Source organism: Brevundimonas lenta, from assembly GCF_014196335.1.
GTDB classification, from domain to species: domain Bacteria; phylum Pseudomonadota; class Alphaproteobacteria; order Caulobacterales; family Caulobacteraceae; genus Brevundimonas; species Brevundimonas lenta.
Window position 1 is genome coordinate 389,323 of sequence record NZ_JACIDM010000002.1, and the last position, 20,913, is coordinate 410,235.

General features: G+C 68.8%; 18 protein-coding genes and 1 tRNA gene. 7 read left to right on the forward strand and 12 right to left on the reverse strand.

Annotation, left to right across the window (positions count from 1 at the left end; translation table 11 throughout):
* Positions 1–46 precede the first annotated feature (46 nt).
* From GGR12_RS09440 to rpsB, 8 genes are all read right to left on the reverse strand, one after another.
* The gene (locus GGR12_RS09440; RefSeq protein WP_183204159.1) at positions 47–385 is read right to left on the reverse strand and encodes a DUF3088 family protein; all 339 of its coding nucleotides are present in this window, start codon (positions 383–385) and stop codon (positions 47–49) included.
* A gap of 4 nt (positions 386–389) precedes the next feature.
* Entirely contained in the window at positions 390–653 is a 264-nt protein-coding gene (locus GGR12_RS09445; protein ID WP_183204876.1) for a DUF1467 family protein, read from the reverse strand.
* Between the two features lie 5 nt (positions 654–658).
* Positions 659–1,084 carry a methylmalonyl-CoA epimerase gene (mce, locus tag GGR12_RS09450; protein WP_183204160.1) on the reverse strand — a complete coding sequence of 142 codons (426 nt, stop codon included), beginning with the start codon at positions 1,082–1,084 and terminating at the stop codon, positions 659–661.
* A 381-nt stretch (positions 1,085–1,465) separates the two neighbouring features.
* Positions 1,466–1,792: a hypothetical protein gene (locus GGR12_RS09455; protein ID WP_183204161.1), complete on the reverse strand. Its 327-nt coding sequence runs from the start codon at positions 1,790–1,792 to the stop codon at positions 1,466–1,468.
* Between the two features lie 10 nt (positions 1,793–1,802).
* The gene (locus GGR12_RS09460; protein ID WP_183204162.1) at positions 1,803–3,395 is read right to left on the reverse strand and encodes a M20/M25/M40 family metallo-hydrolase; all 1,593 of its coding nucleotides are present in this window, start codon (positions 3,393–3,395) and stop codon (positions 1,803–1,805) included.
* A 442-nt stretch (positions 3,396–3,837) separates the two neighbouring features.
* A complete protein-coding gene (locus GGR12_RS09465; RefSeq protein ID WP_183204163.1) occupies positions 3,838–4,917 on the reverse strand; it encodes a winged helix-turn-helix domain-containing protein in 1,080 nt (359 codons plus the stop codon).
* Between the two features lie 145 nt (positions 4,918–5,062).
* Positions 5,063–6,004, reverse strand: a complete 942-nt coding sequence (gene tsf, locus GGR12_RS09470) for a translation elongation factor Ts (RefSeq protein WP_183204164.1) — start codon at positions 6,002–6,004, stop codon at positions 5,063–5,065.
* 102 nt (positions 6,005–6,106) lie between these two features.
* Positions 6,107–7,015, reverse strand: a complete 909-nt coding sequence (rpsB, locus tag GGR12_RS09475) for a 30S ribosomal protein S2 (protein ID WP_183204165.1) — start codon at positions 7,013–7,015, stop codon at positions 6,107–6,109.
* Between the two features lie 210 nt (positions 7,016–7,225).
* Here rpsB and GGR12_RS09480 point away from each other — a divergent pair, with 210 nt between their 5' ends.
* From GGR12_RS09480 to GGR12_RS09490, 3 genes are all read left to right on the forward strand, one after another.
* On the forward strand, positions 7,226–7,762 hold the full coding sequence (locus tag GGR12_RS09480; RefSeq protein WP_183204166.1) for a hypothetical protein: 537 nt from the start codon (positions 7,226–7,228) through the stop codon (positions 7,760–7,762).
* Between the two features lie 69 nt (positions 7,763–7,831).
* Positions 7,832–8,488, forward strand: coding sequence for a hypothetical protein (locus GGR12_RS09485; protein ID WP_183204167.1), 657 nt, complete (start codon positions 7,832–7,834; stop codon positions 8,486–8,488).
* The gene (locus GGR12_RS09490; protein ID WP_343053192.1) at positions 8,485–9,288 is read left to right on the forward strand and encodes a M23 family metallopeptidase; all 804 of its coding nucleotides are present in this window, start codon (positions 8,485–8,487) and stop codon (positions 9,286–9,288) included. The genes GGR12_RS09485 and GGR12_RS09490 overlap by 4 nt, the downstream gene beginning before the upstream one ends.
* Before the next feature lie 149 nt (positions 9,289–9,437).
* Here GGR12_RS09490 and hrpB read toward each other — a convergent pair whose 3' ends face one another.
* Positions 9,438–11,855 carry an ATP-dependent helicase HrpB gene (gene hrpB / locus GGR12_RS09495; RefSeq protein WP_183204168.1) on the reverse strand — a complete coding sequence of 806 codons (2,418 nt, stop codon included), beginning with the start codon at positions 11,853–11,855 and terminating at the stop codon, positions 9,438–9,440.
* Positions 11,856–12,053: 198 nt separating this feature from the next.
* On the opposite strand from hrpB, the gene GGR12_RS09500 reads away from it, so the two are divergent.
* The 3 genes from GGR12_RS09500 (at position 12,054) to GGR12_RS09510 (ending at position 15,161) form a co-directional block, all read left to right on the forward strand.
* A complete protein-coding gene (locus GGR12_RS09500) occupies positions 12,054–13,715 on the forward strand; it encodes an amino acid permease (RefSeq protein WP_183204169.1) in 1,662 nt (553 codons plus the stop codon).
* A gap of 108 nt (positions 13,716–13,823) precedes the next feature.
* Positions 13,824–13,908 (forward strand) — tRNA-Leu (locus GGR12_RS09505).
* Positions 13,909–14,087: 179 nt separating this feature from the next.
* Positions 14,088–15,161, forward strand: a complete 1,074-nt coding sequence (locus tag GGR12_RS09510) for a PA0069 family radical SAM protein (RefSeq protein ID WP_183204170.1) — start codon at positions 14,088–14,090, stop codon at positions 15,159–15,161.
* 3 nt (positions 15,162–15,164) lie between these two features.
* On the opposite strand, the gene GGR12_RS09515 is transcribed toward GGR12_RS09510, so the two are convergent.
* Positions 15,165–16,412 carry a class I SAM-dependent RNA methyltransferase gene (locus GGR12_RS09515; RefSeq protein WP_183204171.1) on the reverse strand — a complete coding sequence of 416 codons (1,248 nt, stop codon included), beginning with the start codon at positions 16,410–16,412 and terminating at the stop codon, positions 15,165–15,167.
* Between the two features lie 150 nt (positions 16,413–16,562).
* Between GGR12_RS09515 and GGR12_RS09520 the strand changes: the two genes are divergently transcribed.
* On the forward strand, positions 16,563–17,201 hold the full coding sequence (locus GGR12_RS09520) for a hypothetical protein (RefSeq protein WP_183204172.1): 639 nt from the start codon (positions 16,563–16,565) through the stop codon (positions 17,199–17,201).
* A 260-nt stretch (positions 17,202–17,461) separates the two neighbouring features.
* Here GGR12_RS09520 and GGR12_RS09525 read toward each other — a convergent pair whose 3' ends face one another.
* Complete coding sequence (locus tag GGR12_RS09525; RefSeq protein ID WP_183204173.1) at positions 17,462–18,193, reverse strand: TlyA family rRNA (cytidine-2'-O)-methyltransferase; 732 nt, start codon at positions 18,191–18,193, stop codon at positions 17,462–17,464.
* The gene (locus GGR12_RS09530) at positions 18,190–20,907 is read right to left on the reverse strand and encodes a valine--tRNA ligase (protein ID WP_183204174.1); all 2,718 of its coding nucleotides are present in this window, start codon (positions 20,905–20,907) and stop codon (positions 18,190–18,192) included. Before GGR12_RS09530 ends, GGR12_RS09525 begins: the two co-directional genes overlap by 4 nt.
* Positions 20,908–20,913: the final 6 nt, after the last annotated feature.

The window sequence follows — 20,913 nt, forward strand, 5'->3', positions numbered from 1 at the left end:
GGGACGAAGGGGCGAAAGCTAGGCCGACCCAAACGCACAAGCGCGATCAGGGATGCGGCGAACCGATGCCGTAGCGCGCGACGAGGTAGGGAATGATGGCTTCGTTCTGCAGGAAACGGGCGCCCGTGGCCTCGCTGGTTTGCGCCGCGGGCCAGTCGAGATCGCCGTCCAGCACCAGGATCGGGCAGCTCTGGTGATCCTCGCCGACGGCCTCGATGACCGGCGGGCGCGGCCGCGGATGGTCGAGGTAGCGGATCTCGAGCTGCTTACGCAGGGCCGGATAGAAGGCCAGCACGCCCTCGACCACGGCGCCGGCCGGGCAGTACCAGGGACCGCCCTCGTCGTCGTGCCAGTCGGGATTGAGCAGGAACAGGCGTTCGGTCACGCGGTCAGCCTCCCGGCGGGGCCAGGTCGGGCAGCGGCATCCAGCCGATGAAGACCAGCACCATGACCAGCAGCCATATCAGGGCCGACACCCAGGTCGTGGTGATGAATTTCTTCTTCAGGTTCGGATTGGCGGGCGCGCCCCACTGGGCTCCGTCGGTCGGACGTTCCTGGTCCTGCTGGTTCATGCCGATGGGCAGGACGGCGAACAGCACCGTCCACCAGCAGACGATATAGATGGCGATCATGGTGATCGGGCCGATGGGCATGGACATCAGTGGGCTCCGCCCTTGGGGGTTTCCATCAGCTCGACCAGCACGCCGCCCATGTCCTTGGGATGGACGAAGATGATCGGCGTGCCATGGGCGCCGATACGCGGCTCGCCCGTGCCGAGGATGGTCGCGCCCTTCGCCCGCAGGGCGTCGCGGGCGGCGATGATGTCCTCGACCTCGAAACAGACGTGGTGCTGGCCGCCCCTGGGGTTCTTCGCCAGGAAGCCGTGGATCGGGCTGTCCTCGCCCAGCGGCTCGATCAGCTCGATCTGGCTGTTGGGCAGGTCGACGAAGCAGACGCGCACGCCCTGGGCCGGCAGGTCGAACGGCTCATGCGCCTTCGTGGCGCCGAGCATGTCGCGGTACAGGGCGACGCTGGTCTCGATGGAGGGCGTGGCGACGCCGACGTGGTTCAGTCTTCCGATCATCAGCACGCCTTAGCCGGTCGCGAGGTCCGGGTGAAGGCGGGCGGGGTGTCGCGGGAAGCGATCAGCGGGAGCGTGTCGCCTGGATGGTTCGCTCTGCCGCCGGAGTCTCCCTGTTCTTTTGCAGTTCGCTCCAGGCGACAGCGTAGCAGCACAGAAATACGAGCAACCCGAATAGCGTCCAGGCCTGCCTTTTCGTCGGCCTTTCCGGTTGTCCCTTCTGGTCAAACATCTCCACCTGCCTCACTCACCCAGCACGCCACACTTCATCGCCAGCGCGAGTCTGTTCTGGATGGGGGCTGTACAGCTCGTCTCCACGGTAGGCAAAGACCTCGTGGCCGTGGAATTCAGCCGGTATCCAAACTCTGATGAAGCCAAGGCGCGTCAGGGCCAGACGATCATCAGCGCGTCCGGCCCCGACAGGAACATGGCTTCGGGGCCGGTGAAGGCTTCGGCCCGCATATCAACAGTCACAACAGCGCCGTTTCCGAACTCAAGCCGTTCGAAATCGCCATGATCGATGAACGACACGAGCGGTTGGCCGACCAGATCGTCGAGCCGACAGCCCGCGATCGAGTTGGCGTTCCATACACGCAGAACCCAGTCATCCCCGAAGCCCAGGCCGATCCCGCCTTCGTCGTCCTGATCGACCCAGGAAACGGCGTTGCCGGTCAGCCCAAGTCTTGGGTCGGTCCAGGTTCCGGGCGTCATCCGCTCGCTCTCAGTACGCGAACGGATCGCTCGGCGTCGGCTGGGTCGGCAGCGGCATGCGCGGCAAGGGCTCGTCGCTGTTGGCGGCGGTCAGCAGCAGGCCGGCCAGGACCACGGCCGCCTGACGCAGGTCTTCCGGCTTGATGTGGTCGTAGCTGTCGATCGAGGTGTGGTGCAGGCGGCTGCCGTAATCCAGCGGGTCCTGGATGAACTGGTAGCCCGGGATGCCGACGCTCTGCATGTAGACGTGGTCGGTGCCGCCCGAGGTGCGCAGCGAGACGGTCGAGGCGCCCATGCTGGCGAACGGGGCCAGCCACTCCTCGAAGATCGGGGCGGCGGCGACGTTGCCCTCGGCGTTGATGCCGCGGATCTTCCCGGAGCCGTTGTCGATGTTGAAATAGGCCACCAGGTCGGCGTGACCGGGGCGCGGCTGGACCGGCCAGCGCTGACGCCAGGTGCGGCCGTTCGGCAGGGAGTCCAGTTCCGGATCGTTCAGCGGGGCGCGCGTGGCCAGGTGCTGGTCGACATAGGCCAGCGAGCCGAGCAGCCCCTGCTCTTCCCCGTTCCACAGGGCGAAGCGGATGGTGCGCTTCGGACGCACGCCCATCTCCTTCAGGATGCGGGCGGCCTCCATGACCACGGCGACGCCGGCGGCGTTGTCGACGGCGCCGTCCGAGGCGACCCAGCTGTCCAGGTGGGCGCCGGCCATGACGTATTCGCCGCCGCGGGCCGTGCCGGGGATGTCGGCGAGGATGTTGTAGGCGTTGACGTCCTCGTCGTGGAACCGGACCTCGCTCATCAGCTCCAGCCGCGGGCTGGCGTCGGTCTTCGCCAGGCGCGCCAGGCGGCGGTAGTCCTCGGCCGCCAGCTCCATGCCCGGCAGGGTCGGGGTGGTTCCGACGCGGTAGGTGTAGCCGGTGCCGTGCAGCAGGCCGCCGTCACGCTGGGACATCTTCACCCAGGCGATGGCGCCCTCTTCCTTCAGGAAGGCGTCGAGGCGTTCGGCGAAGGAGGCCTCGCGCAGACCGCCCAGGCTGGGCTCGGCATGGGCCGGCTGGACGAACGCGGTGCGGCCGGCGAGCTCGTCGTCGGTCCAGCGGCGGAAGGCGGGTTCGGTCGGCTCGGAGCCGGTGTCCGGCTTCGTGATCATGACGATCTTGCCCGCCAGCTTGCCGCGCCATTTGTCGAAGTCGGCCGGGGTGGTCATGGGGGCGACCACGACGTCGCCGCTGATCACGCCGTCGGTCGAGGGCGTCCAGGCCACGGGAATGGCGCGCAGGTCGATGCTGCGCGGGGCGGTCATGCGGGCGCTGGAGCGGACGATCGACCAGCCGCGGCCGAACTCGAAGCCCTCGGCGCGGACATTGGACAGGCCCCAGTCGCGGAACTGCTGCGCCGTCCAGCTCTCGGCCTCGCGCATCTGGGGCGAATTGGTCAGGCGGCCGCCGATCCGGTCCGTCAGCCAGGCGGCGGTGTTCATCACCTCGCTGTGGTTGAAGCCCTGGTCGATGATGCCGTTGATGGCCACCCGGTCGGGCGCCTGGGCAAGCACAGGCGTGGCGATGACAAGGGCGGTTGCGGACAACAAGGCGGCCAGACGCATGGAAGCTCCCCCGGGGAATCACTGAACGACCGCGATCAGACGCGAAGCGCGGCCGTTATTCAAAGGGGTGCAAACGTTTGTGGCGCGTCAGTCCGTCGCGCCGAGGCCGATCTAGTTCCGGCGCGAGGCGTAGGCGCGGTAGGTCGCGCGGACCTCGAGACCCTCTACGACCGCCGAAGCTTCGTGGAAGGTCAGATGCCGCCAGCCAGGTCGTGGGTCATGACGATCGCGGGGGCGAAGGTGAAGATGTCCCGATACCCGATCACGGCTCATGACCAGTCCGAGTTGGGTAGCGCGTTTCTGCAGCTCCCCGAACTTCGGATAGCTTTCCCCCGATTCGGGTACGGACGTTGCGTTGGCAGGGCGCATATCCATGCGACAGAAACCGGTGTCTCTGAATTGCGTTCCACCTTGGCTGTCGAAAAACGTTAACCACGTTGAACTATCCGGGGTTGCCGGAAGTCATGCTGCGGCGTGCAAGCACCATGGCGCCGACGACGCAGGCGCCAAACAGCAGGCCTTCGATCCCCGCACTGACGGCCTGGCTGACGGGACCGAAACCGGTCTCTCCGAACAGGGCGCCGAGGTGGTCGAGGCGGAACCGGGAGTTGGGGAAGTGCCGGGCCAGCAGATCGAGGCTTCCGCCCATCAGACGCCCGCCCAGCAGGACGATCGCGACCCCGGCGACAGCCGCCGACAGCCCGCCCGCGATCATCGCCCGCCGCAGGGACAAGGCGCCGCCTCGCACGGCCAGCCACGCGCCGAAGCCGATGGCGCCGCCCAGAAGGGCGCCCTCCCCCGCCCCGGTGATCTCGCCGGGTGACTGGCCCAGCAGGATGGTGAAGGCGTCCAGACCCAGCATCTTGCCGAAAGCCCCGACCAGCAGGCCGCCGACGGCTCCGCCGAGGGTGCTCCAGGCCCAGCGGCGACCCGGCGCCAGCTCTGAGACGCCGACGCCCAGGCCCACGCCCGCGCCTCCGATCAGGCCGACCAGGATGGTGATGAAGATCAGCACCAGCACTACGGACGACGCCCCGGCGCCCGACTGCCCCGGCGCGCTGGCGAAACCGTACAGAAGACCGCCGAACGCCCCCGCGAACCCGCCGCCCAGCATGCCGGCGACGCCGAGCACGAGAGCCTGACGGCGGGACCAGTCCGGAGCGCCGACTGCTGCGGGCACGGCTGGCGCAGCGGGCTCATCCCCGATGCGTTCGACCGGGGCGATGAAGCGATAGCCGTGCTTGGGCACCGTCTCGATGAAGCGCGGCCGGGCGGCGTCGTCGCCAAGCTGGCGCCGCAGGGTGCGGATGCACTGGGTCAGGGCCTCGTCGGTGACCGGCACGCCGCGCCAGACCTCGTCGAGGAAGCGGTCCTTGGACACCAACCGGCCCTGTTCGCTGACCAGCAGGGCCAGCGCGTCCAGATAGCGGTTGTTCAGCTCGACCGTCGCGTCGTCGCGGCGCAGCCGGCGGTCGCGCGGATCGAGGTGAAAGCGTTCGAAGCGAAAGCCGCCGGGCGCCATGTGTCGCTTTCAAAAACCGGGCAAATCAGACCGGGAGCCTCCTCCAGGCGGCGAGGCATGGCAATGGACGGCGCAAACGAAAAAGGGGGCGGCGACCGAAGTCGCCAGCCCCCTGATCACGGTCCCCGAAGGGATCGGTCGTGGCTTATTGGCCGGCCATCATCGAGGCGACTTCCGAAGCGAAGTCCGGGCCTTCGACCTTCTCGACGCCTTCGCCCAGGGCGAGGCGGACGAAGCCGGCCAGGTGCAGACCGGGCGCGCCCAGTTCCTTGCCGGTGTCGGCGACCAGCTGCTCGATGGTCACGTCGGGGTTCATGACGAACGGCTGCTTGGAGAGCACCACGTCCTTCTGGAACTTGTTGATCTGACCTTCGACGATCTTGGCGATCATCGCTTCCGGACGGCCTTCTTCCTTGGCCTTCTCGGTCAGGACCTGACGTTCCTTCTCGACCGCGGCCGGGTCCAGATCGTCGGTGTTCAGCGACAGCGGAGCCGTGGCGGCCACGTGCATGGCGATCTTGCGGCCCAGTTCACGCAGGGCGGCCTTGTCGCCGCCGCCGTGCAGGGCGACCAGCACGCCGATGCGGCCCACGCCCGGCGAGACCGAGTTGTGGACGTACGAGGCGACGACGCCTTCGTCGACCGACAGGCGGGCGGCGCGGCGCAGCTGCATGTTTTCGCCGATGGTGGCGATCATGCTGGTCACTTCGTCCTGGACCGTCTTGCCGGCTTCCAGTTCAGCGCCGTGCAGACCTTCGAGCGTGGCGTGCTCGAGGCCCAGCTGGGCGAACTTCTTGGCGGCGTTCTGGAACAGGTCGTTGCGGGCGACGAAGTCGGTTTCGGCGTTGAACTCGATGGCGGCGCCGACTTCACCGGCTCCGACTTCCTTCGAGGCGACGGCCACCAGGCCTTCGGCGGCGACGCGGTCGGCCTTCTTGGCGGCCTTGGACAGGCCCTTGGCGCGCAGCCAGTCGATCGCGGCGTTGATGTCGCCGTCGGTCTCTTGCAGCGCCTTCTTGCAGTCCATCATGCCGACGCCGGACTTGGCGCGGAGTTCCATAACGAGAGCGGCGGTGATCTCAGCCATTGTATAGCTCCTTGGGTATTCGAATGCGGTAACGGCCCGGCTGATTAGCCGGGCCGTATGTCAGTTAGACGTACGGCCTTCATCCGAAGGCCGGTGCGATCCTCAGACCGCGGCCTTGTCGGTTTCGACGGCGTCGAGGGCTTCCGTCGTCGCTTCCTGGGCGGCTTCGTCGGCGACGGCCGGTTCAGCAGCGGCTTCCAGTTCGGCGGCGACGCCTTCGGTGCCGGCCGGGGCGGCTTCAGCGGCGACCGGGGCCGAGGCCTCGCGCAGCATCGGCTCTTCCGGGTTGATCGCAGCGCCCAGGTCCACGCCCGAGGCCGACTGGCCGGCGGCCAGGCCGTCGAGGACGGCGTCGGCGATCAGGTCGCAGTAGGTCTGGATGGCGCGGGCGGCGTCGTCGTTGCCCGGGACCGGATAGGTGATGCCGTCCGGATCCGAGTTGGTGTCCAGGATCGCGATGATCGGGATGTTCAGCTTGCGGGCTTCCTGGATCGCGATCGCTTCCTTGTTGGTGTCGATCACGAACATGATGTCCGGGATCGAACCCATGTCCTTGATGCCGCCCAGCGACAGCTCAAGCTTGTCCTTCTCGCGCTGCAGGGTCAGCAGCTCTTTCTTGACGCGGCCTTCGCCGCCGGCTTCCAGAACGCCTTCCAGCTCGCGCAGGCGGGCGATCGAGCCCGAGACGGTGCGCCAGTTGGTCAGCGTGCCGCCGAGCCAACGGTTGTTCATGTAGTACTGGGCGCAGCGCTTGGCGGCTTCGGCGACCGGATCAGCGGCCTGGCGCTTGGTGCCGACGAACAGCACGCGGCCGCCCTTGGCGGCGACGTCGCGCACGGCGACCAGCGCCTGGTGCATCAGCGGCATCGTCTGCGACAGGTCGATGATGTGAATGTTGGAGCGCGAGCCGAAGATGTACTTGTCCATCTTCGGGTTCCAGCGGTGCGTCTGGTGGCCGAAGTGGGCGCCGGCTTCGAGCAGCGAACGCATGGAGAATTCAGGCAGAGCCATGATCGGTAGTGTCCTTTTTCCGATAGACGTTGCGTGGGCGCTTTAAAGGTCCGCATGGACCCTCGGAATGGAGCGGACGGGGATGTCTCCCCCGGCTGCGCCACGCCCACGTGCGAAGTGCGGGCGCCATGTAGGCGCAAAGCCCCGGAATAGCAAGCCGCTGGACAATGATCCCGCCATTGCGGACGCTGGGATCGAGGGGGAGCCACCATGTACAGAATCACAGCCGTCGTCGTCGCCTTGCTGCTTTGCGCCACGGGTGCCCAGGCGGCGTCCGGGCAGGCCTCGGACAACGCAGCGCGAACCGCCGCCGCGCACAGGCTTATGGATCCCGTCATCGAGGGCATGATGCGGGCGCCGCTGGAGGCGCTTTGGACCGGCATGGACCAGACTGGCTACGCGCCGGAAGAAGTCGCCGTCATGAGCACCACCTTCCACCTCGAGGTCGATGGGGTGATCCGGACGGTGCAGGACGAGATGGCCGCCGCCGTTGTTCTCCATGTTCCGCTGGATCAGATCAACGACAACGCTGACTTCAACTCTCCCGCCTGGAGCGCGGTGGGCGAGTCGCTCGGCCGGGCGATGGAAGGCCGGGGCCAAAAGATCGGTCTGGAGATGATGATGCGCGTCTACGAGAAGGGCTGTGCGGCGCGGTCCGACCCCTCTCCGACCTGCCGGCAGACTCTCGAGCGGGTCGCGGAATACCGGTCCGGCCGGGTGACGGCCGAAGACATTCTCGGCCGCTGACGGCATCCCGAAACGACCTCTCGCGCACTTCGCATACCGCTGGTATGGTGAAGGTCGGAGGTGGGCGAGATGACTTACCGGACCTGGCTGGGCGTCACCGCGACGCTGATGTTCGCCGCGATCGCGGGCGTGACCACATCACAGCAGCCACCGCCCGCCCCGACCGCCGCGACACAGGTCGAACTGCCGCGCTCGCGCGTCGATGAGGCCGAGCTGGCGCAGGCGCGTCAGGACCCGTTGGCCGAGCGACTGCGCGGGGTGCTGAACCAGCAGCCGCAGACGGTCGAGGTGCTGCGTACGGCCCAGGCGTCGGACGTGCCGGTGCTGGCGCCCGCCGATCCGGCCCTGCTGGGAACCGCGCAGATCTACGGCGGCGACGGCCACTATATGATGGTGGTGCAGCGGGCCGGTCAGATCATCGAGATCTACGGCGCGACCAAGGCCCTGCAGTCCCCCGTGTCCAAGCCCCCTGCCCGCCCGGCGGCGGAGCCCGTGGCGGCGCGCCGGATCGATGCGAAGTTCGCCGCGCGGCGTCAGGCGCGGGCCAGCGAGCTCAGCGACGTCCGCACCGAGCGCACGGAGTACGGCGTCGACGTCGCCTTCAACCGCTTCGGCGCGGCCTACAACGTCACCTTCATCTGCGAGGCCCAGGCGTCGCCGGGCTGCACCGAGGCGGACGCGGTGGCGTTCGCGGAAAGCCTGATCCTGATCGGGGGCGGCGCGTGAGGCGGCCCGCGGCCCTGGCGGCGCTGTTGCTGCTGACCGCCTGCTCGCCCGGCGGCTGCGGCCAGACGGCGACGACGCCGGAGAAGAAGGCTGATGCGCCTGCGCCCGGCGATCCCACGCCTGATCCCGGTCCGGCCACCCCGCCCGCGCCGACGCCGGTCAGCTGGCCGCACGACGGCGGTGGGGCCCTGTATCCGGGCTCGGGCAGCGGCGCGACCGACGCGACCCTGTGGGCCGTCGGCATGCGTTTCCCGATGGAGGCCGGGCCGGCCTACGCCAACTCCCAGGTCTACGGCTACGGCGGTTTCGCCGCGCCCGGCCCGGGCGGCCAGTGCGATGCACGGAACTACAGCTACCCGTGGCGCGACAATTTCTGCGAGACCCGCTCCTGGACCAACGGCATGTGCCCCGCCGGCAAGGGTCACCAGGGCCAGGACATCCGCCCGGCCACCTGCGAGAAGAAGGTCCACTGGGTGGTCGCCGCCGAGAAGGGCCGCATCACCTCGATCGGCAGCTACACCGTCACCGTGCTGGGCGACTCCGGGCGCATCTATCGCTACCTGCACATGGACATGCCGGGCGTGAACGCGATGTTCCCGAACGAGGCCTCGCGCGCCGTCACCCGCGGTCAGCGCATCGGCAAGGTGTCGGCCGACTTCGGCGGCTCGGCGACCACCATCCACCTGCATTTCGAGATCAAGGCCCCGGTGTCGAACGGCTCCGGCGCGACCGTGATGTTCGTGCCGACCTATTCCAGCCTGGTCGACAGCTACGGCCGCCTGCTGAACGGCGCGGGCTGACCCAATTCCCGCTCATCCCCGCGAAAGCGGGGACCCAGTGATTTCGGGGAAACACCGGCGGGCGGGATGACTGTCAGCGCGGGCTCGGTCGCACCGATCACCCAAAGGACTGGATCCCCGCTTTCGCGGGGATGAGCGGAAAACAGGGGTCACGTCCCGCGCGGCTTGGCCCGGTTGGTGGCCTCGGCGACCGACGGATCCTCGGGCCACGGGTGGCGCGGATAGCGGCCGCGCATGTCGGCGCGCACGTCCCGCCATGAGCCGGCCCAGAAGCCGGGCAGGTCTTTCGTCATCTGGATCGGCCGTCGCGCCGGCGACAGCAGGGCGAGCGTCAGGGGCGTGCCGCGGCCGACGGTCGGATGGGTCTTCACCCCGAACAGCTCCTGCACCCGGATGTCGACCCGCGGTCCGCCCTCGGCGGCGTAGTCGATGGCGGCGGAGCCGAGGGGAGTCTCCAGCCGGGCCGGAGCCAGATCATCAAGCGCCCGCTGGCGATCCCACGGGATCAGCGAGCGCAGCCCGTTCTCCAGCGCGCCGTCGGCGATGGCCTCCAGCGACTGGACGCCATCCAGCAGCGGCCACAGCCAGATCTCCCGCTCGGCCGCCAGGCCATCATCGGACATGTCCGGCCAGCCATCATCGAGTGTGCGCAGGAAGGCGAGCCGGGCGCGCAGGGCCGAGGCCCGCTCGCCCCAGCGCAGCGCCTTCAGCCCGTCGCGCTCGACCTCGCCTTTCAGCGCCGCGGTGATGGCGGCGCGGTCCGGCGCGCCCTTGATCTTCTCGTCGACGACGATCGCGCCGATGCGGCGGATGCGCTTCAGCACCATGCGGCCGGACGGCTCGCGGTTCAGCCGGTCCTCGCTCTCGATGCGATGATCCAGCGCCGCAAGGTCGACCGGCGCAGCCAGCCGGATGCGATCCCGCGCCTCGCCGCCGCCCAGTTCGGCGACCGCCAGCCAGGGCTCCCGCGCAAGGGCGTCGGTCGGATCGAGGAAGGCGCCGCGACCGGACGCCAGCAGCACCTCGCCCGGCTTGCCCCGCGCCTTGGCCACCCGTTCGGGGAAGGCCTCGGCCAGCAGCACGCCCACATCCGCCGATCCGCCCTGCCCGCCCCCGGCCGCACGCGCCCAGCGGTCGGCCAGCTTCATCGCGTCGCGGGCGCGAGGCGTGCGGTCCCGATCCAGACCGCGCAGCCGGTCGCGCAGGTCAGTGTCGTTCCCGCCCAGCCCCGGCTCGCTGAGCACGGCGGCGATGCGGGCGCCCAGGGCGGCGTCGCCGGCGTCACTGGCCACGGCGACCATGTGCGCCAGCCGCGGCGGCAGCGGGATGCGGGTCAGGCGACGGCCGTGGTCCGTCAGGGCGCCGTCGGCGTCGAGCGCATCAAGCCTCTGCAGCACCTTGCGCGCCTCGGCGAAGGCGCCGGACGGCGGCTGGTCCAGCAGGGCCAGGTCCTCCGTCGACCGCGCGCCCCAGCGGGCGAGGTCGAGGGCGAAGGCGGTCAGGTCGGCTTCCAGGATTTCCGGCCGCTGGTGGGCGACCAGGCCGCGGGACTGTTCCTCGTCCCACAGGCGATAGCAGACGCCGGGTTCGACGCGGCCGGCGCGACCCCGCCGCTGTTCGGCCGAGGACCGGCTGACGCGGACGGTGGCCAGGCGGGTCAGGCCGCTGGACGGCTCGAAGCGCGGCACCCGCGACAGACCGCCGTCGATTACGACGCGCACGCCCTCGATAGTCAGACTGGTCTCGGCCACCGAGGTCGCCAGCACCACCTTGCGACGGCCCGGCGCCGCCGGCTCGATCGCCCGATCCTGCTCGCCCTTGTCGAGCGCGCCGTAGAGGGGGACGACATCGACGCCGACGGGCACACGATCGTTCAGCCGCTGGGCCGTTCGATGGATTTCGCCCTGTCCCGGCAGGAAGACGAGGACCGAGCCGCCCTCCTCCGCCAGGGCCTGGCGCACGGCTCGGGCGACGGCGTCCTCGAACCGCTCGGCGGCGTTGCGGCCGAGATAGCGGGTCTCGACCGGGAACATACGCCCCTCGGCCTCGATCACCGGCGCCCCGTCCAGAAGGCGCGAGACCCCGGCGATGTCCAGGGTGGCCGACATGACCAGCAGCCGCAGGTCGTCGCGCAGCAGCCCCTGCGCCTCCCGCGCCAGCGCCAGGCCGAGGTCGGCGTCGAGACTGCGCTCGTGGAATTCGTCGAACAGAACCGCGCCGACGCCGTCCAGGCCCGGGTCGTCCAGAATCATCCGCGTGAAGACGCCCTCGGTGATCACCTCGATGCGCGTCTTCGGGCCGATGCGGTTTTGCAGACGGGTTCGATAACCAACCGTGCCGCCGGCCTGTTCGCCGAGTGTCTTCGCCATGCGGTCGGCGGCGGCCCGTGCGGCCAGGCGTCGCGGCTCCAGCACCAGCACCTTGCTGTCGTCCAGCCACGGCTGATCCAGCAGGGCCAGCGGCACGACGGTCGTCTTGCCCGCCCCCGGCGGCGCCGCGAGCACCACGGCGTTCGCCCCGGTCAGGGCGGCCTTCAGCGGTTCGAGGACGGCGTGGATCGGCAGCATCGGCGCTCAGGTAGCGCGAAGCGCCACGGCGCCGCCAGCGTTTCAGGTGCGGTCCAGCCGACACGCCCGTGGTCACGAAAGCGTCGTCGCGTCTTCACCTATCGGAAACCGCGTTGCCAGCGCCCACGAGCGCCGCTAGCGTCCGCGCCATTGAAGGCGGCCCGGGGAGGGCTTCGCCGTGTAAGGGGGCGAGACTCTATGTCCGCAGAAGGCATCAGGCCTAAGGGGAACCGACTGTTCCTCAAGAAATCCGTAGCCCAGATCCAGAAAGAAGCCGCGAAAAGCGAGCTGAAGCGGACTCTCGGCCCGATCAACCTCATGAGCCTGGGCATCGGCGCCATCATCGGCGCCGGCATCTTCGTTCTGACCGGCCAGGTCGCCGCCGCCAACGCGGGCCCGGCCATCATGCTGTCGTTCGTCGTCGCCGGCATCGCCTGCGCCCTCGCCGGCCTGTGCTACGCCGAACTGGCCTCGACCATGCCGGTCTCCGGCTCGGCCTACACCTACGCCTACGGCACCCTCGGCGAAGTCTTCGCCTGGATCATGGGCTGGCTGCTGGTGCTGGAATACGGCGTCGCCGCCTCGACCGTCGCGGTCGGCTGGTCCGGCTACGTCGTCTCGATCCTGCATGACTTCGGTCTGAGCGAGTCGATCTTCCCGACCATCCAGTACGCCGGTGGCGAAGGCCCGCAGTGGGCGACGCCGCTGGTCCAGCTGGTGCAGGACGCAGGCGCGACCTCCTTCCCGCTGACCGGCACCTTCAACCTGGTGGCCGCCATCGGCATCGCCGCCGTCTGCTCCCTGCTGGTGCTGGGCGTGTCGGAATCGGCCTCGATCAACAACATCATCGTGGTCATCAAGATCGTCGTCCTGCTGACCTTCATCGCGGTGGGCATCCAGTACATCAACCCGGCGAACTGGACCCCGTTCATCCCTGAACCGACCGGCCAACCCGGCCAGTTCGGCGTCGGCGGCATCTTCCGCGGCGCGGCGATCATCTTCTTCGCCTACGTCGGCTTCGAAGCGGTCTCGACCGCTGCGGCCGAGGCCAAGAACCCGTCCAAGGACGTCCCGATCGGCATCCTCGGCGCCCTGATCGTCTGCACCCTGATCTACATGGCCGTCGCGGCCGTGATGACCGGCGTGGTTCCCTACCTCGAGCTCGCCAGCCCGGCGCCGGTGGCCGTCGCCATCGACCGCATGGGTCTGGAATGGGCCAATGTGCCGCTGGCTTCGGCCGCGGGCGGCCAGCTGAACCTGATCAGCTTCCTGATCAAGATCGGCGCGATCACCGGCCTGTCCTCGGTCATGCTGGTGCTGTGCTACGGCCAGACGCGCATCTTCTACACCATGGCCCGGGACGGCCTGCTGCCGAAGGCCTTCGCCATCGTGCACCCGAAGTTCCGCACGCCCTGGATCGGCACCATCGTGCTCGGCATCCTGATCGCCATCGCGGCGGCCTTCCTGCCGATCTCGATCCTCGGCGACCTGGTGTCGCTGGGCACCGCCACGGCCTTCGCCATCGTCTGCCTGAGCGTCATCTTCCTGCGCATCAAGCACCCGGAGATGGAGCGTCCGTTCAAGGTCCCGGGCGGCATCTTCACGGCGGTTCTGGGCATCCTGGCCTGCCTGTTCCTGGCCAGCCAGAACCTGATCCCGATGTTCCAGCACGCGGCGGAGGACAATCCCCTCCCGCTGATGCTGCTGGGCGGCTACGCGGCCGTCGGCGCGGTGATCTACATCATCTACGGCTTCTGGAACTCGAAGCTCGCCAAGGGCATCGACATCACGGAAGACGTGAAGCTGGAAAGCGCCGCCGAAGCCTTCGGTCGTGGCGTGGACAACAAGAAGGACGACTGATCTCCGGATCGGTCCTGAAAGACGAAGGCCCGGGGTTCGCCCCGGGCCTTTTTCTTTGTCCCATTGCCCGCCGCCCGCGCCTCCCCTACAGGCTTGGACAGAACCTGGGCGGATGTGGCGGAACTGGTAGACGCACTGGATTTAGGTTCCAGCGCCGCAAGGCGTGGAGGTTCGAGTCCTCTCATCCGCACCATCCTGCTTCGCCCGTGCGGGCTTCGCAGGACAGGTCCCCGACAGAGCTTGCGAAGCAGGATGTCCTGCGAAGCCTCGGCGTAGCAGGGCGATCTCTCACACCATGACTTGATCCGCGGCATCAGTAAGTCATGCCCGAAGAGTTCTTGCTTTGTTCTCATTCGATGCTATCGTTCCTTCATGGCCGAGGCAGCGAAAGGACGGGGTGCGCGATCGAATGCGACCGGGCGCCATGAGCCTGAAAAGGTCGAGGCCTTCGATGACGGATGGACCGCCGACGACGTCGAGGCCGCGCCGCTGCGCACGACCCTGACGCCGGAACGGGCCCGGACGATCATCGCGAAGAACACCAGTCCGGACGTCGGTTTCGACCGGTCCATCAACCCCTACAAGGGCTGCGAACATGGCTGCATCTACTGCTACGCCCGTCCGTCCCATGCCTGGATGGGCCTATCCCCGGGCCTGGATTTCGAGAGCCGGCTCTTCTTCAAGCCAGAGGCCGCGGGTCTGCTGGAGCAGGAGCTCTGCAAGCCCCGATACGTCTGCAAACGCATCCACATAGGCGGCAACACCGACCCCTATCAGCCGGTCGAGCGCGAGCTGAAATCGACGCGCTCGATCCTGGAGGTGATGCAGCGGTTCAATCACCCCTTCAGCATCATCACCAAGTCGGTGCTGATCGCCCGCGACGTCGACATCCTCGGGCCCATGGGCCGCGAGGGTCTGGCCTCGGCCTTCGTCTCCATCACCACACTGGATCGCGGTCTGGCCCGGGCGATGGAGCCCCGCGCGTCGACACCGGCCAAACGGCTGGAGGCGATCAGCCGGCTTGCCGAGGCGGGCGTCCCCGTGGGCGTCGGCTTCGCCCCGGTCATCCCCGGCCTCAACGACCATGAGCTCGAGTCCGTGCTGGAGGCGGCGGCCAAGGCCGGGGCGACCTCGGCCATGTACGTGACCCTGCGTCTGCCGCTGGAAATCAAGGATCTGTTCCGCGAATGGCTGGCCGACGCGCGTCCGGACCGCGCCGCCCGCGTCATGTCCCTGGTCCGCCAGACCCGCGGCGGCCGCGACTACGACCCCGACTGGACCACGCGCATGAAGGGTTCAGGCCCGGTGGCCGACCTGATCGCCACCCGCTTCCACGCCGCCATCAAACGCTACGGCCTCGACGCCTCGCGCACGCCTCTGGACGAGACCAAATTCCGGGTGCCGGCGAGCGCGCGGAAACAGATGGACCTGTTCGACGCGGCATGAGCCTCAGCGTTTGAAGATTCCCACCAGCTCCACATGCGCCGACCACAGGAACTGGTCGACGGGCATGACCCGTTCCAGCGTGAAACCGGCGTCCAGCAGGACGCGGGCGTCGCGGGCGAAGGTGACGGGGTTGCAGGAGACGTAGACGACGGTCGAAGCCTTGGTCTGGGCGATCTGCTGGGTCTGCTCCAGGGCGCCGGCGCGGGGCGGGTCCAGCACGATGGCGTCGCAGCCGCGCAGGTCGTAGGGGGCGAGCGGCCGGCGGAACAGGTCGCGGGCGTGGGCCTCGATGGCTTTCAGCTTCCGCGCCGAACCGATGCCGGCCTTCAGCGCGGCGATGCCGGGCGCCGAGGCGTCGGCGGCCAGCACCGGCGCGACCGTGGCCAGCGGGAAGGTGAAGGCCCCTGCCCCGCAGAACAGGTCGGCGACCTTCTTCGCGCCCTTCACGGCGGCGACGGCGCGCTCGACCATGGCCTCCTCGGCGGGCCGTGCGGCCTGCAGGAAGCCGCCGGCGGGCAGCGGGATGGTGGCCGGGCCGAAGGCGATCATCGGCTGGCGCGCCATGACCAGGGTGTCCCCGGCCAGGCTCAGACGGGCCAGGTCGGCGGCGTTCGCGGCCTCGATGGCGCGCATCTGGGCGTCGCGGGACAGGCCGCCGCCCGAACGGCGCTCGACCCCGGTGACATCGACGTCCAGGCCGGACAGCGTCCAGGTGGCGTGCACGGTCGGCGCGGACTTCGGATGTTCGAGGAAGGCGTCGGCGATCCGGGCCAACGCCGGGAAGGCCGCGACCAGGCGGGGATCGGCCACCGGACAGGCCGTGACCTCGACCAGTCGCCAGCTCTTGCGCGCCTTGAAGCCGAGAAGCACGCGGCCGTCCGGACCGCGGCGCGCGTGCAGGGCCACGCGGCGGCGCGTGCCGGGCGCGACGGCGACGGTCGCCTCGATCTCCGTTTCGATGCCCTCTCGCGCCAGGGCCAGACGGACCTGCTCGCGCTTCCAGTCCAGATACGGGCCGGCCGCCCAGTGCTGCAGCGAACAGCCGCCGCAATCACCGTAGTGCGGCGAGACGGGCGGCACGCGCTCGGGACTGGCCGTGAGGATCTCGACGTCCTCCAGCCGGCCGTCGTTGACGACGCCGCGCACGGTTTCGCCCGGCAGGGTCAGGGGCGCGAACACCGGACCCGTTGGCGTCTCGGCGATCCCGTCGCCCTGCCCGCCTACGCGCGAGATGATCAGCGTCTCCGTCATCCGGCGCTTCTAGCGGGACCGGAGCCCCGGCGAAACCTGAACGAAGATGAACGTCGCGATCAAAGGCCGTTCAGTTTCGAACGCCTAGAAACGAGGTCACAGGACAGGAAGCCCCCGTCTCCCGGTCCGCCCACAAACCCAGGACGCCGCATGTTCGCCTCCCCGATCCGCAAGGCCGCCGCCGGAGCCGCCGTTCTCGCCGCAGCGGGCGTCATCCTGGCCCCCGCCGCCGCCTCGGCGCAGAGCTATCAGCCCTATCCGCAGAGCTATGGCTACGATCAGTCGTACGGCCAGGACCGTTACGGGTCGGATCGCTACGACAGCCGCTACAACAATCCGCAGTACTGCCGCAGCGACCGTAACCAGCGCGTCGCGGCCGGCGCCACCTTCGGCGCGGCCCTGGGCGCCATCGCCGGCTCGCAGGTCGCTGCCCGCGGCAACCGCACCGAAGGCAGCCTGATCGGCGGCGTGCTCGGCGCCGTTCTCGGCGGCGGCGCCGGCAACAGCACGGCCCGCGACTGCGGCTACTACGATCGCTCCAGCAGCTCGTACCAGTACGACCGCGGCTACTACGACCAGGGCCGCTACGACCAGAGCCGCTACGACGACCGGTACGCCAACGACAGCCGCTACGGCTACGACACGCGCTACGCCTCGGATGATCGCTACGGCTACGACAACCGCGATCGCTCGAACGAACGCTACGGCTGCCGCACGGTCTCGGTCCGCAGCACGGATTGGAACGGCCGCGTCGTGACCCGCTACGAAGAGGTCTGCAACGGCAACTAACAGGATCGCGTCGCTGATTATCTTTCAGCCCCCCTGTCGATCAGCGATGCGAGAGCCGCCGGTGGAGAAATCCACCGGCGGTTTCTACTTGTTCAGGGCGCTATCGCCCGCGACGCGGTCGCTCGCTGCTTGAGCGCAGAGCTGCGCGAAGCGCCAGGCCGCGTCGGGTCGAGAAGGCGGAGCCTTCTGAGCGCGGCCCAATGGATGCGAAGCGCCAGGCCGCGTCGGGTCGGGAGGCCCCGAAGGGCCGACGATCGCGGCTACTTCAATGAAGCCCAGAGCAGGTATTCGACGTTGCCGTCGCCGCCGGTGATGGGGCTTTCGGCGGTTTCGCGGACGGACCAGCCCTGCCCTTCCAGCCAGGCCGCGACGCGGTCCAGCGCCGCCTGGCGGGCCTCAGCGTCCTTGACCACGCCGCCGCGGCCGATCTCGCTGCGGCTGTCCATTTCGAACTGGGGTTTCACCAGGGTCACCAGGTCCGCGCCGGGCCCGGCCAGCGCCAGGGCGGCGGGCAGCACCTTGGCCAGGCCGATGAAGCTGGCGTCGCAGACGATCAGACCGGGCGCTTCCGGAACGACGGCCGGCGTCAGATCGCGGGCGTCGGTCTTCTCCAGATTGGTCACGCGCGGGTCGCCGGCGATGCGCGGATGCATCTGCCCCTGGCCGACATCGACCGCATGGACGTGGCGCGCGCCGCGTTCGAGGCAGACCTCGGTGAAGCCGCCGGTCGAGGCGCCGATGTCCAGCACCGCCCGGTCTGTGACCTGCACGGGCCACAGGCTCAGGGCGTGATCCAGCTTCAGCGCCGCGCGGCCGACGAACCGGTGCGCGTCGGCGAAGGTCAGGTCGGCGTCGTCGGACACCAGCTGGGACGCGGCCTTCGCCGGTTCGCCGTCGACGGTGACCTTGCCGGCCTCGATCGCCGCCTTCGCCCGGGCCCGGCTTTCAGCCAGACCACGGGCGACCAGCAGCTGATCCAGCCGCGACTTCACCCCACCGCGTCCAGACGGGCCAGGGCGGCTTCCAGCTTGGTCTTCCCGGCCTCGGCCTCGGCCAGTTTCTCGCGCTGCTCGTCGACGACTTCAGGGGCGGCGCGCGACACGAAATTGGGATTGCCCAGCTTCTTGTTCACGTGACCGATGTCGCTTTCGAAGACCGCGATCTCCTTCAGCAGACGGGCCCGCTCGGCGGCCAGGTCGATGATCCCCGCCAGCGACAGGGCCGCCGTGGCTCCGCCCGAGACGAAGGTCATGGCCCCGGCCGGCGCGGCGTCGGCGGTCGTCAGCTCGGACACCCGGCCCAGCGTCAGGATCAGGTCGCGGTGGCGCCCGATGCGCTCCGCCGTGCCTGCGTCCGGCGCGACGAAGGCCAGCGGCGGCTTGGCCGACGGCGGCACGTTCATCTCGGCCCGCAGCTGGCGGATCTCGGTGACCAGGTCGACCAGCCAGCCGATCTCCGCTTCCGCCGAGGCGTCGACGAAGGCGTCCGGCAGTTCCGGCCACGACGCGCCGATCAGGGTCGCCTCGGTGCGCGGCGCGCCTTCTTCGGCCAGCTTGTCCCACAGCTCCTCGGTGATGAAGGGCATCACCGGGTGCATCAGCTTCAGCGTCTGGTCGAGCGTCCAGGCGGTCATGGCGCGGGTCTCGGCCCTGGCCGCCTCGTCGGCGCCGTTGAACACCGGCTTGGCCAGTTCCAGGTACCAGTCGCAGAAGACGTTCCAGACGAAGCGGTACAACGCCGAGGCGGCGTCGTCGAAACGACCGCCCTCGATGGCTTCCGACACCTGACGCTCGGCCTTGGTCAGCTCGCCGCGGATCCAGCGGTTGATGGTCTGCTGCACGCCGGCGGGGTCGAAGCCCTCGGCGCGCTGCGCCTCGTTCATCTGCGAGAAGCGCGCGGCGTTCCACAGCTTGGTGCCGAAGTTGCGATAACCTTCAATGCGTTGCTTCGACAATTTGATGTCGCGTGTGCCCGACAGGATGGCCATGGTGAAGCGCAGCGGGTCGGCGCCCAGCTCGTCCACGATGTCGAGGGGGTCGATGACGTTCCCCTTCGACTTGCTCATCTTCTGGCCCTTCTCGTCGCGGACCAGGCCGTTGATGATGACCCGCTTGAACGGAACCTCATCCATGAAGTGAAGTCCCATCATCATCATCCGGGCGACCCAGAAGAAAATGATGTCGGCAGCCGTCACCAGATCGGCGGTCGGATAGAACCGAGCGAGGTCGTCGGTCTTCTCCGGCCAGCCCATGGTCGAGAACGGCCACAGGGCCGAGCTGAACCAGGTGTCGAGCACGTCCTCGTCCTGACGCAGCGTCTTGCCGCCGGCGGCGGCCTGGGCGGCCTCCTCCGACTCCTCGACGTAGATATTGCCGTCCTCGTCGTACCAGGCCGGAATGCGGTGGCCCCACCAGAGCTGGCGCGAGATGCACCACGGCTCGATGTTGCGCAGCCATTCGAAATAGATCTTCGAATAGCTGGCCGGTTCGAAGGTGGTGTCGCCCTGCTCCACCGCCTTGATGGCCGGCTGCGCCAGCGTGTGGGCGTCGACGTACCACTGGTCAGTCAGCCACGGCTCGATGACCACGCCCGAACGGTCGCCGTGCGGGATGACGTGGCGGGTCTTCTCGATCTCCTTCAGCCAGCCCTCTTCCTCGGCGCGAGCGACGATCGCCTTCCGCGCAGCGAAGCGGTCCATGCCCTCGTAGGTCGCAGGCACGTCCGGCGTGTCGGCGGCGGTGATGCGGCCGAAAGCGTCCATGACGTTCAGCGCCTGCAGCCCGGCGCGCTTGCCGACCTGGAAGTCGTTGAAGTCATGCGCCGGGGTGATCTTCACCGCGCCCGAGCCCTTGGTCGGATCGGCGTAGTCGTCGGCGACGATCTGAATGCGACGGCCGACGATCGGCAGGGTCACGAATTTGCCGATCAGGCCCGCGTAGCGCTCGTCCGTCGGATGCACGGCCACGCCGGTGTCGCCCAGCATGGTCTCCGGGCGCGTCGTGGCGACGACGATGTAGTCGCGCGTCTCGTATTCCGTCGCCTTGCCGTCCTCGTCGAAGGCGACCGGGTGCTCATAGGTCACGCCGTCGGCCAGCGGATAGGCGAAATGCCAGTAGTGGCCGTCCATCTCGCGCTGCTCGACCTCGAGGTCCGAGATGGCGGTCTGGAAATGCGGATCCCAGTTCACCAGCCGCTTGTCGCGGTAGATCAGGCCTTCCTTGAACAGCTGGACGAAGACCTTGCGGACGGCGACCTGCAGGGCCGGGTCCAGGGTGAAACGCTCGCGCGACCAGTCGCACGACGCGCCCAGGCGGCGCAGCTGGTTCTGGATCGAGCCGGCGCTGGTCGCCTTCCACTCCCAGACCTTCTCCAGGAAGGCCTCGCGGCCCATTTCGCGCCGTCCGACGTTGCCCGCGGCGGCCAGCTGGCGCTCGACCACCATCTGGGTGGCGATGCCCGCGTGATCGGTGCCGGGCAGCCACAGTGCGGCCTTGCCCTTCATCCGGTGATAGCGGGTCAGGATGTCCTGCAGGGTGTTGTTCAGCGCGTGGCCGATGTGCAGCGAGCCCGTCACGTTCGGCGGCGGGATGACGATCGAATAGGCCTCGGCGGCGCCGTCCGTCTTCGGCGCGAACACGCCGCTCTCCTCCCACATCGCGTACAGGCGCGGTTCGGAGGCCTTGGGGTCGAAGGTCTTGTCGAGCATGGGGGA